Origin of the sequence: Desulfotignum balticum DSM 7044, from assembly GCF_000421285.1 — a bacterium.
GTDB classification, from domain to species: Bacteria; Desulfobacterota; Desulfobacteria; order Desulfobacterales; family Desulfobacteraceae; genus Desulfotignum; species Desulfotignum balticum.
The window spans coordinates 1,179,700-1,193,885 of sequence record NZ_ATWO01000001.1; the positions used below are offsets into that span (position 1 = coordinate 1,179,700).

At 51.7% G+C, this 14,186-nt stretch carries 12 protein-coding genes; 7 read left to right on the top strand and 5 right to left on the bottom strand.

The annotated features are described in order from the left end of the window. Positions 1-2 precede the first annotated feature (2 nt). From K365_RS0106095 to K365_RS0106110, 4 genes are read left to right on the top strand one after another with little or no spacing between them, the layout of a single operon-like run. On the top strand, positions 3-878 hold the full coding sequence (locus tag K365_RS0106095) for a hypothetical protein (RefSeq protein ID WP_024333907.1): 876 nt from the start codon (positions 3-5) through the stop codon (positions 876-878). After that, positions 875-2,872, top strand: a complete 1,998-nt coding sequence (locus tag K365_RS0106100) for a transglycosylase domain-containing protein (protein WP_024333908.1) — start codon at positions 875-877, stop codon at positions 2,870-2,872. Before K365_RS0106095 ends, K365_RS0106100 begins: the two co-directional genes overlap by 4 nt. Continuing rightward, entirely contained in the window at positions 2,869-4,152 is a 1,284-nt protein-coding gene (locus K365_RS0106105; protein WP_024333909.1) for an SPOR domain-containing protein, read from the top strand. The genes K365_RS0106100 and K365_RS0106105 overlap by 4 nt, the downstream gene beginning before the upstream one ends. Before the next feature lie 14 nt (positions 4,153-4,166). Beyond that, positions 4,167-4,463 (top strand): hypothetical protein, encoded by a 297-nt coding sequence (locus K365_RS0106110; protein ID WP_006966126.1) that lies wholly within the window; start codon positions 4,167-4,169, stop codon positions 4,461-4,463. A gap of 11 nt (positions 4,464-4,474) precedes the next feature. Here K365_RS0106110 and K365_RS0106115 read toward each other — a convergent pair whose 3' ends face one another. Next, a complete protein-coding gene (locus K365_RS0106115) occupies positions 4,475-5,500 on the bottom strand; it encodes a tRNA dihydrouridine synthase (RefSeq protein ID WP_024333910.1) in 1,026 nt (341 codons plus the stop codon). Positions 5,501-5,798: 298 nt separating this feature from the next. Here K365_RS0106115 and mce point away from each other — a divergent pair, with 298 nt between their 5' ends. From mce to meaB, 3 genes are read left to right on the top strand one after another with little or no spacing between them, the layout of a single operon-like run. After that, on the top strand, positions 5,799-6,200 hold the full coding sequence (gene mce / locus K365_RS0106120; protein WP_024333911.1) for a methylmalonyl-CoA epimerase: 402 nt from the start codon (positions 5,799-5,801) through the stop codon (positions 6,198-6,200). 57 nt (positions 6,201-6,257) lie between these two features. Beyond that, complete coding sequence (gene scpA, locus K365_RS0106125) at positions 6,258-8,378, top strand: methylmalonyl-CoA mutase (RefSeq protein WP_024333912.1); 2,121 nt, start codon at positions 6,258-6,260, stop codon at positions 8,376-8,378. Positions 8,379-8,381: 3 nt separating this feature from the next. Further along, a complete protein-coding gene (gene meaB / locus K365_RS0106130; protein WP_006966117.1) occupies positions 8,382-9,356 on the top strand; it encodes a methylmalonyl Co-A mutase-associated GTPase MeaB in 975 nt (324 codons plus the stop codon). A 111-nt stretch (positions 9,357-9,467) separates the two neighbouring features. Here meaB and K365_RS0106135 read toward each other — a convergent pair whose 3' ends face one another. The 4 genes from K365_RS0106135 to K365_RS0106150 all read right to left on the bottom strand — a co-directional run bounded on the left by K365_RS0106135 (position 9,468) and on the right by K365_RS0106150 (position 14,186). Next, entirely contained in the window at positions 9,468-11,072 is a 1,605-nt protein-coding gene (locus tag K365_RS0106135; protein ID WP_236609951.1) for a vWA domain-containing protein, read from the bottom strand. 82 nt (positions 11,073-11,154) lie between these two features. Next, a complete protein-coding gene (locus K365_RS0106140; protein WP_006966113.1) occupies positions 11,155-12,003 on the bottom strand; it encodes an AAA family ATPase in 849 nt (282 codons plus the stop codon). 78 nt (positions 12,004-12,081) lie between these two features. Then, positions 12,082-13,110 carry a glycyl-radical enzyme activating protein gene (locus K365_RS0106145; protein ID WP_006966111.1) on the bottom strand — a complete coding sequence of 343 codons (1,029 nt, stop codon included), beginning with the start codon at positions 13,108-13,110 and terminating at the stop codon, positions 12,082-12,084. A 2-nt stretch (positions 13,111-13,112) separates the two neighbouring features. After that, the gene (locus tag K365_RS0106150) at positions 13,113-14,186 is read right to left on the bottom strand and encodes a glycyl-radical enzyme activating protein (protein ID WP_024333913.1); all 1,074 of its coding nucleotides are present in this window, start codon (positions 14,184-14,186) and stop codon (positions 13,113-13,115) included.

A 14,186-nucleotide genomic window follows, 5' to 3' on the forward strand; every position in this document is an offset into this window, starting at 1 on the left:
TTATGACGATAGAATGGTATGAATCCGTTGGAATCCGGGAACGGTTGAAACGGACGGTTTCCTTTTTAAACATCAGCGTGATGATTTTGTCCGTGATGCTGATATTTTCCGAATATCGGTTTGGGTGGGGGGAGCAGGTTCTGGGCCGGTTTCTGGCCGCCATCAATCAAACCCGGCCTGAAAAGGGCGCGGTGTGGGAGCTGGGCCGGGACACCCTGACGGCCCACGAAACCGTGAGCCAGCTGATCGACCGGAAAAGCGATACCAAAGCGTTCGCCCACCGTGCCGATTCTTTTTCCGGTATTGTCCATCATCTGTTGCCCGGAGAATGGGTCACGCTGGACAAGTCGCATTTCAAAGACCTGTATCGGACCCTGCCGTTAACCCATGCCAGGCAGATCCTGGAGCCGGCCCGTCTCATCTGGCTGCTCAACGGCGATGTCACGGACCGCATTTTTTGTGAAGGCCTGAAAAACGGGATAAAGATCTATTTCATCAACACGGGAAACCGGGTGATCCACCAGATTGAACTCACACAGGATGCCCTGACGGCCATCACGGAAAAAAAATATCTGAAACCAGGCACGCTGGAGGCATTTGATGAATTTTCAGGCCGCATTTATCCGGTAAACCGGTTTTTTGATGCCGTATTCAAGCTGCCCGCAGAAATGATTCCGGACCTGTTGCCGGATACGGATCTGCTCCTGGATCAGGAAGGCGTCATTTCCCGGGTGGGGATCTGGAACGAAGCGGAAGACGGATTCATTCGGCTGGGCTTTGAATTCCGTCACCAGACCGGGGTCCGGGTGCTGTTTGTCAATGCCAGGGAGTGGACCGTATGGCAGCTGGGCCTGATCCTCAAAGGGGCCCATTCATGAAAGGCATTTTAAGCATATGGAGGGCGGCGCGCCTGGTCTTTTTTACAGGTCTCATCCTGGTTTGTACGGGTATTTTTTTGCTCACCCTCCTGATACTGTATACGGCCTCGGATCTGCCCCGGCTGCCGGAAGATCTGAGCCGGATCATTGAAACCCCCCAGAGCCTTGTGTACAATGCCTCCGGCCAGGTGGTGCTGCGTCTGGGCGAGCGGGAAAGCGTTCCTTTGAACCGGGTGTCTCCTGATTTCATCAATGCCATTGTGGCCACGGAAGACCACCGGTTTTTTCAGCATCACGGCATCAACAAGCTTCGAACGGCAAAGGCTTTGTATGTCACCCTGTTTGAACCCGGCCGGGTGGAGGGGGCCTCCACCATTACCCAGCAGCTGGCCAAAAATCTGTTTTTTTCCTTTGAACAGTCGTTTTCCAGAAAATTCAGGGAGCTTTTGGTATCGTTTCAGATCGAGGTCACCCATTCCAAGGCGGAAATCCTGGAAGTCTATATCAATCAGATTCATTTCGGTGCCGGTGCCCAGGGCATTGAAAAAGCGGCGGACACGTTTTTCGGAAAATCAGCCCGGGATTTGACCCTGTCCGAGGCAGCGCTTTTGGCAGGCCTGCCCAAATCCCCCACGGCCTATAACCCGTTTCGTCATATGGACCGGGCCCTGAAACGAAGACAATTGGTGTTGCAGCGCATGAAGGACACGGGGTATATCTCTGAAGATCAGGCGGCCCTGGCGGCATCGGACATACCGGAACTCAACCGGGAGAAAAAAGATGCCCGAAGCGGGAGTTATTTTCTGGATGCACTGGTCAAGTCGCTGATCGATGTCTATGGCGAAAATGTGGTGTACAACGGCGGCATCCGTGTCTATGCCACCCTGGATCCCCGGCTCCAGGACCTGGCAAAGCTCTCGTTGCGGCAGGGCCTGGATCGGCTGGATCAGGAAATGGGCATTTCAGGTGAAAAACCGTCCCGGCCCCAGGGGGCACTGGTGGCCATTGAACCGGCCACGGGTGCCGTGCGGGCCATGGTGGGGGGGCGTGATTATTTTGACAGTGAATTCAACCGGGCCACCCATGCCCGGCGTCAGGCCGGTAGCGGATTTAAACCGTTTGTCTATTATGCGGCATTTGAAAAAGACGGGCTGCACCCGGGCACCCTGATGACCGATCAATCCGTGACCATTCCCGTGACAGGAGCCCCGGACTGGCAGCCGCGAAATTTTGAACGCAGATTTCAGGGAAATATGGTGTTGAAAACCGCACTGACCCGGTCCGTGAATACCGTTGCGGCCCAGCTGGTTCAACGCACCGGGCCGGATGCCGTGATTGATACGGCCAGAAGATGCGGCATCAACAGCCCGATGCAGGATGTCTTTTCCATTGCCCTGGGCACTGCCGATGTCACGCCGCTGGAAATGACGGCCGCATTTTCCGTGTTTGCCAACTCAGGGATCCGGCATGATCCGTTTTTGTTCTGGCGGGTGGAGGACGCCTTTGGCCGGGTTCTGTTCGAACACATTGTTCAGGACCAGCCCGTGCTGGACCCGGCCATCGCCTACCAGGTGGTGGATATGATGAAAGCAGTGGTGGACACCGGTTCCGGCCGAAGGGTCCGGGACCATGGGTTCACCCGGTCCTGTGCCGGAAAAACAGGCACTTCCAACAATTTCATGGATGCCTGGTTTACCGGATTCACCCCGACCTTATGCACTTCCGTATGGGTCGGATTTGACAAGCGGGACCCGCTGCGGGACAAAAACGGGGCCGGAATTACCGGCGGCAGGGGCGCGGCCCCGATTTGGGCCCGGTTCATGCAACAGGCACTGGCGGATGAACCGGAAAGGAATTTTCCGGTGCCAAGGGAGATCCGGTTTGAAAAAATAGATCCGGATACGGGGTGTCCCATGGATTCCCGGGATTCCCGCCCCGGAATTATTGTGGCTGTGAAACGAGGACAGGTTCTTTGTGGAGAAACCGTTCGGTGATCCCATGGTTGAGAAATATCAGTATCCGGCTCTGGCTGACCCTGATGGTGGCAGTGCCGGCCTGTTTTTATTTTTTGCCCTGGTTCAGTCAACTGAGTTCCCGTCCGTGGCAGGCGGGGTTTTTTATCGGTTTGACCGGTGTCTGTTTCGGTGTGATCAGTGCTTTGATGCATCTGGCCGGCGTCCGGATGATTCAAAAACGGATTCATGAGGCAAAAGTGTGGGAACAGGCCGGTATTCCGGCCCGGGCTGAAAAAAAATACCTTCAGGCGGTCCGGATCTATGATTCGTTTTTACCGTCTCCGGTCCGATCAAAAAAATTGACATTATTGATGACCCGGTCTCTGGCCCGGTTTGCACTGACATTTGACAGAAAATCCGATGCTTTCAGGCAGGCGGTCTGGGTATATCTGTCATTGGAACCCCATGATGATGCATTGGCGGCCCTGTGGCTGGAACAGCTGGCAAAAGATGACGAGGTGACAACCAGAGACCAGGCCCTGCTGACCCGTCTGGCTCAGACGCATCACAGAAATTCCGGATTGGTGCCGCTGCTGGCCCGGGTTTTTCTGGACACCGGGCGAATGGATTTCATTGCCAGACAAGTGTATGCAAAGGTGATGGAAGATCCTGATTTAAAGATCGATTTTCAGCAGGATATTCAAAGGCTGACAGGCACCCCGTTCCGGAAAAAGGCGGTCTATTCCGATGAGGCGATCCGGGAAGCATCCGGAAAACAAGCCATTTCAGGAAAAACAATCAGGCCATCCGTGCCTGTTGCCGGGATCCTGGAAAAAATCCGGCAGGCAGGGCGAAACCTGCGTTACCGCGTTGCCGGGGCCGGGTGGGCAGCGATTCCTTTTATAAACCCGCATGATGGGTCCGGCCGCTCCATTCAGGCCCGGTGGCGGTTTTATCTGAAAGCCGGCATCATAGGGGCGTTGTGCGCAGGAGCGCTCATGTTCATCTTTTATCCGGTGTTTTTTGTTGACGAGCCGGAACCCGTGGAAAAAACCAAAACCGTGATTGAAGAACGTGTGCCAAAACCCTTTACCATTCAGGTGGCGGCATATTTGAAAGAGAACCATGCCAGACAGTTTGTGGTGAATTTGACGCAAAAGGGTGTGGATGCAAGGATAAAGACAACCACGGGCGGCGGCAACACCTGGTATCTGATCCAGGTGTCTGAATTTGAAGACAGGCAAATGGCGGCTGCATACGGCAACCATTTGATATCAGAAAATATTATTGAAGAGTTTTTTGTGAGTAACAAAGACTGAAAAGGAGTGTCACCATGATCGTTGTTTCCAATGTCACCTATCCCCCGGAAAGCACCAAAGAGATTGCCAAACGGTACCTGACCGCCCCGCCTCTGCCGGATTTCATCACCAAAAAAGGGCCTTACATCTCGGCCAGCAAACGCACGGGCATGCATTCTTTGACCTATTATGAACTGGATAACAGCCGGCTGGCGGAAGGATTGCAGGCCATCGGGGACAGTCTGGCCATTTATTTCGGTGTGCCGGGATATCAGTATGAGATCAAACCTTATTTTGAACTTGAAGAGGGGTTGAGCATCCTGGGGCTGTAAGTCGGAACCATTTAGACAAACAGGCTTAAATTGGGAACAGACAGGGTTTTGGGGCAGGGAACAAACAGGTCGTCAATGCGCTGTTTCATCTCTTCCATGGTTTTGGCCTGGTTGATTTGTTTCAGCAGAAACAGGGAGAACTTGAAATTGGCGCAGAAATAGGGGGCGAATTTCTTGAACAGCTTCAGGTTGAAAGGAGCTGGATAGTGATGGTCCAGCAGGTCGAGCAGGCGCCGGGCCGTGGTGTGATAGATCGCTTCATCCACTTGCGCAGCATTCGTCCACCGGGCGAAAATCCAGGGTTGCGCCACAGCCATGCGGCCCAGTGACAGGCCCTGACATTTGGTTTGTGTCAGCATACGTATCCCATCTTCCATGGTGAAAACATTGCCGTTGCCAAAGACGGGGATGGCCACGGCCTGGTTCACCTTAGTGATGGCATCCCATCGGGGCGGCCGGTTGCGGCGGTCCGGCGCCACCCGGGGATGAAAGGTCAAAGCATCAGCCCCGGCATGTTCAAACCGTGAGGCCATGTCTGCGGCAAATTGCGGGTCATCCGCCCATCCCGTGCGGAATTTGACAAACACGGGAATGTCCACGGCCTGTCTGACGGCCGCCACAATGCGGACCGCCTGATCCGGGGTTTTCAGCAATGCGGCCCCGCACCCTTTTTTACAGATGGCCGCCACGGAACACCCGAAATTCAGGTCCACCCCGAAAAAGCCCTCTTTTTCGATGCGCCGGGCGGCCCGGGCCATGTCTGCCGGATCCGACCCAAAGATCTGGCACACCGTGGAGGGCAGTTCCCGCGTGCGCCAGCGAAACACCATGGATATGGCCGGGTTTTCATGGGGAACGGCTTTGGCCGAACACATACCCGTGAACAGCAGTGCGCATCCCCCCTGTTCTGCAATCAGTTCCCGGAACGCCACATGTCCGATGCCGGCCATGGGGGCCAGAACCATGCGGCCGTTGATGGTTTTGTCGCCGATGGCCAGCGGGGTTTTCAGGTATCGGGCCAGATCGGATGGGGTCATTGTCTGTTAAATTCCATGGTTTCGGGTCGATAAAGATGCGCAAGAACATAGTGAACGTGGGTGAAAATGTCAATCCCGGTGGATGAAATGACCTGTGCCGGGCGGCCTGCTGCCGATCGGCCCGGGCCTTTCCTGTGAATCCGGGTGAATTCCGATGTTTACGCGTCAGCTGAACATCCTGATTTTAATTAGCATTCTATTATAATCAATTAAGGTTGACTTTCATTAGGTGATCCCACTATAGATAGAGGTTGTGAAAACAATGGGTCAACCGGGTGTAAAAAAAAGGAGGGTCAGAATGAAAATATTGAAAATCGATCATCTGGGCATTGCCGTCAACAGCATTGACGGCCGGAAAAATTTTTGGACGGACGGGCTGGGGCTTTCTTTGGAAGGCACGGAAACCGTTGAAGAACAGAAGGTGACCACTGCGTTTCTGCCCGTGGGGGAAAGCGAGGTGGAGCTCCTGGAATCCACAGCCTCGGACGGGCCCATTGCCAAATACATCGAGAAAAAAGGCGAAGGCATCCAGCATGTGGCGTTTCAGGTGGAAAATATCGAAGAGGCCCTGGCCGAACTCAAGGAAAAAGGGATTCAGCTGATCGATCAAACCCCCAGAAAAGGGGCCGGCGGTGCCAAAATCGCGTTTCTGCACCCCAAAGCCACGGCCGGGGTGCTGGTGGAGTTGTGTGAACGGTAACAAAGAAAATAACCAACCCCTGACATAACCTGTGACAGACAAATCTGGAGGATAACCATGTCTCATCCGTCTGATATTCAAAAATGGGAAGCGCTGGCCGAAAAGGAACTGCGGGGAAAACCGCTGTCGTCTCTGACTAAAAAAACACCCGAAGGGATCGACATCAAACCCTTGTACACGGATCTGGACACCCAAGACCTGGCATGTGCCGGCACCCTGCCGGGATTCGATCCCTTTGTCCGGGGACCCAAAGCCACCATGTATGCAGGAAGGCCCTGGACCATCCGCCAGTATGCCGGGTTTTCCACGGCAAAGGAATCCAACGAATTTTACCGCAAAAACCTGGCCGCCGGCCAGAAAGGGCTGTCCGTGGCCTTTGACCTGGCCACCCACCGGGGCTATGATTCGGATCATCCCAGAGTGGCAGGCGATGTGGGCAAAGCCGGCGTGGCCATCGATTCCGTGGAAGACATGAAAATTTTGTTCGATCAAATCCCTTTGGACCAAATGTCCGTGTCCATGACCATGAACGGGGCCGTGCTGCCGATTCTGGCCGGGTATATCGTGGCGGCCGAAGAGCAGGGGGTCAGCCATGAGCAGCTCACGGGCACCATTCAAAACGACATTCTCAAGGAATATCTGACCCGCAACACCTATATCTATCCCCCGGAACCGTCCATGCGGATCATTTCCGACATCATCGGGTTCTGTTCGGATCATATGCCCAAATTCAACACCATCAGTATTTCCGGGTACCACATCATGGAAGCCGGGGCCGATTCCGTGCTCCAGACCGCCTTTACCCTGGCCGACGGGCTGGAATATGTCAAGGCGGCCCTGGCCACGGGCCTGGATATCGACAAGTTTGCCCCCAGGCTGTCTTTTTTCTTCGGTATCGGCATGAATTTTTTCATGGACATTGCCATGCTCAGAGCGGCCCGGTTTTTGTGGGCCGAGCTGATGAGTCAGTTCAATCCCAAAAACCCCAAATCCAAGATGCTGCGGACCCACTGCCAGACATCGGGGTGGAGCCTGACCCAGCAGGATCCTTACAACAACATTGTCCGCACCACCCTGGAGTGCCTGTCCGCCGTGCTGGGCGGCACCCAGAGCCTGCACACCAACTCCTTTGACGAAGCCGTGGGCCTGCCCACGGAACTCTCTGCCCGGATTTCCCGCAACACCCAGATCATTGTTCAGGAGGAATCCCATATCTGTGATGTGGTGGATCCTCTGGGCGGGTCCTATTATGTGGAAACCCTGACCCAGAACATCATCGACGAGGTCCGAAAGATCCTGCAAGAGATCGAGGACCTGGGCGGCATGGCCAAAGCCATCGAGTCAGGCATGCCCAAGATGCGCATCGAAGAGGTGGCGGCAAAGCGCCAGGCCCGCATCGACCAGGGCAAGGATGTGATTGTGGGCGTCAACAAATACCGGGTGGACGATGAAACCCCGATCCCGGTGAGAGAAGTGTCTGAAGAGGTGCGCAACGAACAGGTGGCCCGCCTGGAACAGACCCGGAAAACCCGGGACGGCGAGGCTGTGAAAAAAGCCCTGGATGAGATCACAGCGGCGTGTGAAACCGGGGGCAACCTTTTGGCCGCCTGCCTGCCCGCCGTCCGGGCCAGAGCCACGGTGGGGGAGATCTCCGATGCCATGGAAAAGGTGTTCACCCGGTTTGTGGCCACCACCCAGTGTATTTCCGGGGTGTATGCCCAGAACACGGACCCGGAGATTCTGGCATCGCTGCGCAAACGCACGGCGGATTTCGAGAAACAGACCGGCCGACGGCCCAGAATTTTGTTGTCCAAAATGGGCCAGGACGGCCATGACCGGGGCGTCAAGGTGATTGCCACGGCATATGCGGATTTCGGGTTTGACGTGGATTTAGGCCCCATGTTCCAGACCCCGGAGGAAGCCGCCAAAATGGCCGTGGAAAACGATGTCCATGTGGTGGGGGTGTCCAGCCTGGCCGCCGGCCATAAAACCCTGGTGCCCCAGGTGATCGATGAACTGGAAAAACAGGGAGCGTCCGACATCCAGGTGGTGGTGGGCGGTATTATCCCGCCCGGGGATTATGCGTTTTTGAAAACGGCCGGCGCGGCCGGCATTTTCGGGCCCGGTACCGTGGTGACCGATTCCGCCAACCAGATTTTGAATATCCTGGGGGCGTAAAAAATGCCGGAAATGGATCTGGAAACCCTGATTCAGGGGGTCAAAGACCGGAACCGGCGCATGATCGCCAAAACCATGACCCTGATCGAAAGTAGGGTGCCGGCCCACCAGGAGATGGCGGCAAAGATCATGGAGCAGATTCTGCCCATGGCCGGCAACAGCACCCGGTTGGGCGTCACGGGTGTGCCCGGGGTGGGCAAGAGCACGTTTATTGAAAATTTAGGGGTCTATCTGGCGGATGCCGGCCACCAGGTGGCCGTGCTGGCCGTGGACCCCTCCAGCCGGCGCAGCGGTGGATCCATTCTGGGGGACAAGACCCGGATGGAAAAACTGGCCGTCCACGCCAACGCCTTTATCCGGCCGTCCCCTGCCGGCGAGACCTTAGGGGGTGTGGCCGCCAAAACCCGGGAGACCATGCTGGTGTGCGAGGCGGCCGGTTTTGATGTGATCCTGGTGGAAACCGTGGGCGTGGGCCAGTCTGAAACGGCCGTGGCCGCCATGGTGGATTTTTTCCTGGTGCTCATGATCGCCGGGGCCGGGGATGAGCTCCAGGGTATCAAAAAAGGGGTCCTGGAACTGGCGGACGGCATTGCCATCAACAAGGCGGACGGGGACAACCAGGACCGGGTGGCCCGGGCCAAAAAAGACCTGGAAAACGCCATGCACCTGATCCTGCCGGCAACCGCCTCCTGGCAGACCCCGGTGATGACCTGCTCGTCCGTTGAAAAAAACGGCACCGTGCCCGTATGGGAAAAAGTGCGGGCACATCAGGACATTGTCAAGCGGTCCGGGGAGTTTGACCAGCGCCGCAAAAGTCAGGCTCTGGAGTGGATGTGGACCCTGGTGGAAGACGGGTTGAAAAGACGTTTTCATAACCACGAAGCCATCTGTAGGCAAATTCCGGTGCTTTCCCAGCAGGTCCGGGATGAGAAGATCACTCCTTCGGCTGCGGCTGAGAAACTTCTCTCATATTGGTAAAGATGTTTGAGAATGTCGTCCGCATGCATACCCAATAAATTTATGGTCAAGAATTGTCCGTCAAGAAGCTCTCCAATGCCTGAGAGAAATTTAGGATCACATGAATTTGTATTATTGCGAAAACGTCCTCTTCCCTCGGTTGAGTAGATTTCGCAGCAACCCTGGAAGTTGATCGGCTGTTTTCGCAAATTGAACCAGTTTGCCGTATTCGGATTTTAGAAGGGTCTGGTTTTCCTCGCTGCAGTTCACACCAATGGTTAAAAGTAAGACTCTGTTCTCTTTGCAAAGATTGATAGCCTCTTGAACAGGACAACCCCAATTGGAGGCACCATCCGTAATGTGGATGAAAATCGGTTTTTTATTTTTGCTTTTGATTCTTTGGACCAGGGTCTTGAGAATTTCACCGGACGCGGTTTTCCCATGGGGCTGGATGGTATAAAATTTTCCTTTTTTGTAAAGTTCTGTCAGCAGACAACGGTCACGGACTTCATTATAGGCAAAAAGACTTGCTTTTTTATTGAATTTTTCGATGGCCAGAAACAGGGTCTGAAATATCTCCTGGGTATGTTCCCATTTGTTGGTCGCTGCCATTGATCCGGTGGCGTCAATGATGAGAGTGATATCATTGAGCAGATTGAATTCATTTTTTTTGATATTGAATATCGTCCCTGATGTGTGTGCCCGGTAAAGTCTCCGTCGATCAATACTACCGCTGGTAAGTCCCCGGTTGTAAATGTTTTCCCGGACCGCCACGGCCTTGAACACCGAGGCCAGGTCCTGAAGCAGTTTTTTGTTTACATAATTGTCGGCTGGCAGCACGATATGATTTTCTTCCACGGCAACTGCTGAGCTGTCAATCATCTGTTCTTTTAGAATGTCTTTGATGGGAGAAATTTCTTTTTTGACAACTTTTCCCAATTTTTCGGAAAAAATCAGTTCCGGCAGGGTCAAGGATTTTTTTATCCCTTTCAGATGCTGGGCTTCCTGTTTTCTGGCCTGCAAAAATACATCAGAATTATCAATGGGCCAGAATTTGATATAGGCGAACAGTTCTTCCCAGGTTGACAAGTACAGTTTGGACCGGAAATCGCATCGTTCCGAGACCCCGTTGATTTTCGGACATTCTTGAATCAGGGCCGGGACCATATTGTTTAATATCCGGATCGGTTTTTTGTAAAATTTTTCAAGACTAGATTGTCCCATCAATCTCCGGGCCGAGGTGTCGGTATATTCTTCCAGATACCGGGCCTCCCTCCTTTGCGCAGCAATGTCCCACCATATGGCAAACAGTTCAGCCAGAGAAGGAGGATGGGAAGTGACATCCAGTGCATCCTGAATTTTTTTCTTCCTCGATTTTTCAGTATATACACTCAATATTGTCTGGTTTGAAAGATTGTCAAAATATACGCTTTCGCATGTTTTAAAATACAATTCGAATTTGTACATATAGCGGAAAGACAGGTTCAATCTTGATTTTGCGAGCTTAAGTGCATAATCGCTCATTTCAATATTTTTATAGGCCAGATGAATTGCCTGTCCCACCAGTTTGTCTGTTTCTGAGGCTGGTACCGGATATTTGCCAAGCACAGGGTTCGGGTCTATGATGATTTCACTTTCAATGGTGTCTTTCCATGACACTGTCCCGGCATTACGTCCGACATGGGATACGACTTTTCTGAGAGAAACCAGAAGTTTCGCAAGTTCAAGGGTTTCCACTGGTGATTTGTCTCTTCGCCAGAACTCTGAATATCCATCCTCCTCAGCAATTTTGAAACACTGTGGGCTTTCCCTGTTTTTTTTAGAACTTTCGGTATTCATAACTGTCTTTTTCTAAATATCCATGTTTGACATGCAGGGATAGCAAAATGGATTCCAGAGTTTCCTTGCTGGTCTGCAGACACGTGGTCAAAGCTTCTTTGAGTGTGGCTCCCACCGCAACCATTTCTCCGATCATGAGAACGGTCCGGGTTGAAACCTCCACCGAAAGTTCAAAATCACTCCTCAAGGTGTTGACCGCGTCAATAATGGTATCTGCCTGTTCGACACCGACATGGGTTTTATTGATTAGCACTTCTTTTTCAACGTCATTAGGAAGGAAGTCCATCAGAATGACATGAAATCTGTCGCGAAGAGCTGGGTCAAGGAGTTCTGTACCGACAAAATCATCTCCTTCGTTCAAGGTGGCGAAAAAGATCACTCCGGGCGCAACTTTCAGCAAACCCAGCTCATCCATCCAGACCTGTCGGTCATCGGACAGAATTGAAAAAAGCATATTCAGCGCCTTGGGGTTTTCGGGCCGGTTGATTTCTTCAAGATGAATAATGCAGTTGGGGGTTTGAAGGGCCATTGGGAACAGAAATTGTTTATAACGGGTTTCACCATTTTCCAGGGTATATTCGCCAAAAAGCTGTCCAGGTTCTGAAAGGATGCCTACCTGAAACGTGGCCAGAGGTTTTTTATGCACAGCTGCAAATTGTCTGACAATAGAAGATTTTCCGCATCCTTGCCGTCCTGCGACAAGGATATTCACTGGGTGTTTTTCAGAAATTTTGTGGAGTCTGTCCAAGAGGTTCAGTGTATTGCTGTCCGCATAAAAAAAAGGATCATTTTCAGGAACTGTCAGGGTGGCATTTGTTTTATCGTTCAATTCATCACCTATGTATTGAAGTTGATTGAAAGTGATCGGGTTTCAAAGTCATTATTTTGCAAGGTACAATAGACCATATCACTTTGTGAGAACTGTATCGGTCTGATTTAATGAAGACTTGTCTGAGATGTGGTCTTCAACCCAGGCGATCCACATTTTCACATCAAGGCCGTAGGACGTCAGTATGGTTTGAGCGATTTTCGCTTTTTCTTCAGGATAACTTTCTCCAATGGGAAACGGGTAGTCAATGCCTACAAGGCGATAGGACTGACCTGCAAACGGATGAGCCGGCAACAGATAAACCGTTTTTAGACCCAGTGATTGGATGTATTTTCCGGTTGCCTGAAGATTTTCTTCAGAATCATTCACTCCAGGAAGGAGCGGTACACGTATGTATGTGGTAAGATCATTCCGGGATATAATTTTTTCAAGGTTCTCTAAAATCAGATCGTTTGAGACACCGGTAAAATTAATGTGTTTTTTGCGGTCAAGGTGTTTAAGATCGTACAGGACATAATCTGTATAATCCAGAATTTTTTCCAGAATGGGCCAGGATTGATATCCGCTGGTATCCAAAGCGGTGTTGATCTTTTTTTCCTTTGCCGCCTTCAGCAAGGCCATGGTGAATTCCGGTTGGGCCGTAGGTTCTCCTCCGGAAAGGGTCAGGCCGCCGCCCGACTCATTGTAAAATAAAATGTCTTTTTCAACTTCATCCATAACTTCGTCCACGGTCATGAATTTTCCACTGACGACCAAGGCATCGAAATCACAGACTTCAACACATTGGAAACAGTTCAGACATTTTTCTTTGTTGATGGTAATGATTTTTGAACCGATTTTTCCTTTCCAGCCTTTTTGATCGGGATATGTCGGTGCTTTTCGGGTTTCGGTCATGGCATCGGCCGGACATATTGTTCTGCAATTCCCGCAGTTGATGCAGTTGGGCCAGAAATGAAACACTTCAGGAAAGTGTCTTACTCCTTCCGGATTGTGGCACCACTTGCAGTTCAGCCGGCAGCCTTTCAGAAACACCGTGGTTCGAATGCCCGGTCCGTCATTGGAGGCAAATTTCTGTATATTGGTGAGGATGCCCATTTGCTGTTTCATTTTCATTGTACTCCGATCAACCCGCCGATGGTTGTCTGCCAGGGCCCGCCCTTCCTTATGATGTCTTTATAATCTTCTATCTCTTTTCTAAAAATATTGGGAAAAGTATCAAAATAACCTTTTCTGCCGATATTTCCGAATTTTTTAGCCGCAAAATTGTGAAACGGGAGAAGATCTATGCCGCAGATGTTTTTACCCAAGGTTCTGGCAAATGTGACAATGTCTTTGGGATATTGAATATCCCAGAAATTCACCGAATGGATAATGGGTAGTCTGAGGCGCATCGGGATACCAGTCTGGGACATTTTTTTGGCATTTTCCAGAATCAGCTGGTTGGATACGCCGGTCCATTTTTTGTGTTTCTGATCGTCCAGGGATTTGATATCCAGCATTATCAGGTCTACATATTCAAGAATGGGTTGACTGGAATTCCAGTTGGCAAATCCACAGGTATCCAGGACGGTGTTTAATCCTTCTTTTTTGGCTCGCTTTAGCAACGCCAAGGTCATATCCGGATGCATGAGGGGTTCTCCGCCCGAAACCGTGAACCCGCCTCCGGAAGACTTATAAAAGATGTCGTCTTTCAAAACGTCGTCGAAGATGTCTTCTACGCTTTTCAAGGTGCTGACGAAAGTCAAGGCATCATGGGTGCAAACATCCACACAGACCATGCATCGTGTGCATTTTTCGCGGTCGATACGAGGGGGATCAATTGCTTCGATTTCCTTTTCAACGGAAAAAGCGGGGGGAGGATGATGTCCCCGAAGGCTTGTGGGAATGGACCCATCCCCATCCCCGAATCGGACACTCTGGACAGGATTTTCCACATATTGAATCCGGGGTGGAATAATGACATTTTCCGGGCAATGCTCAGCACAGTCACCACATTTTACGCATTTGTCCTCGTGATAGAAAAATTCCTGAAAGGTATGGATGTTTTCCGGATTGTGGCACCATGCGCAATTCAATGGACAGCCTTTTAAAAAAACAGTAGTCCGGATGCCGGGGCCATCATTGACAGAAAAATGTTGTATATGTGTAACCAGATGTTTTATATCGGAGTCACTAATTGTCAT

Coding starts and splice junctions, on each gene's coding strand:
- K365_RS0106145 (WP_006966111.1), bottom strand. CDS start 13,110: ATGAAACAGCAAATGGGCATCCTCACCAATATACAGAAATTTGCCTCC.
- K365_RS0106150 (WP_024333913.1), bottom strand. CDS start 14,186: ATGACAATTAGTGACTCCGATATAAAACATCTGGTTACACATATACAA.
- K365_RS0106115 (WP_024333910.1), bottom strand. CDS start 5,500: ATGACCCCATCCGATCTGGCCCGATACCTGAAAACCCCGCTGGCCATC.
- K365_RS0106110 (WP_006966126.1), top strand. CDS start 4,167: ATGATCGTTGTTTCCAATGTCACCTATCCCCCGGAAAGCACCAAAGAG.
- K365_RS0106100 (WP_024333908.1), top strand. CDS start 875: ATGAAAGGCATTTTAAGCATATGGAGGGCGGCGCGCCTGGTCTTTTTT.
- mce (WP_024333911.1), top strand. CDS start 5,799: ATGAAAATATTGAAAATCGATCATCTGGGCATTGCCGTCAACAGCATT.
- scpA (WP_024333912.1), top strand. CDS start 6,258: ATGTCTCATCCGTCTGATATTCAAAAATGGGAAGCGCTGGCCGAAAAG.
- meaB (WP_006966117.1), top strand. CDS start 8,382: ATGCCGGAAATGGATCTGGAAACCCTGATTCAGGGGGTCAAAGACCGG.
- K365_RS0106095 (WP_024333907.1), top strand. CDS start 3: ATGACGATAGAATGGTATGAATCCGTTGGAATCCGGGAACGGTTGAAA.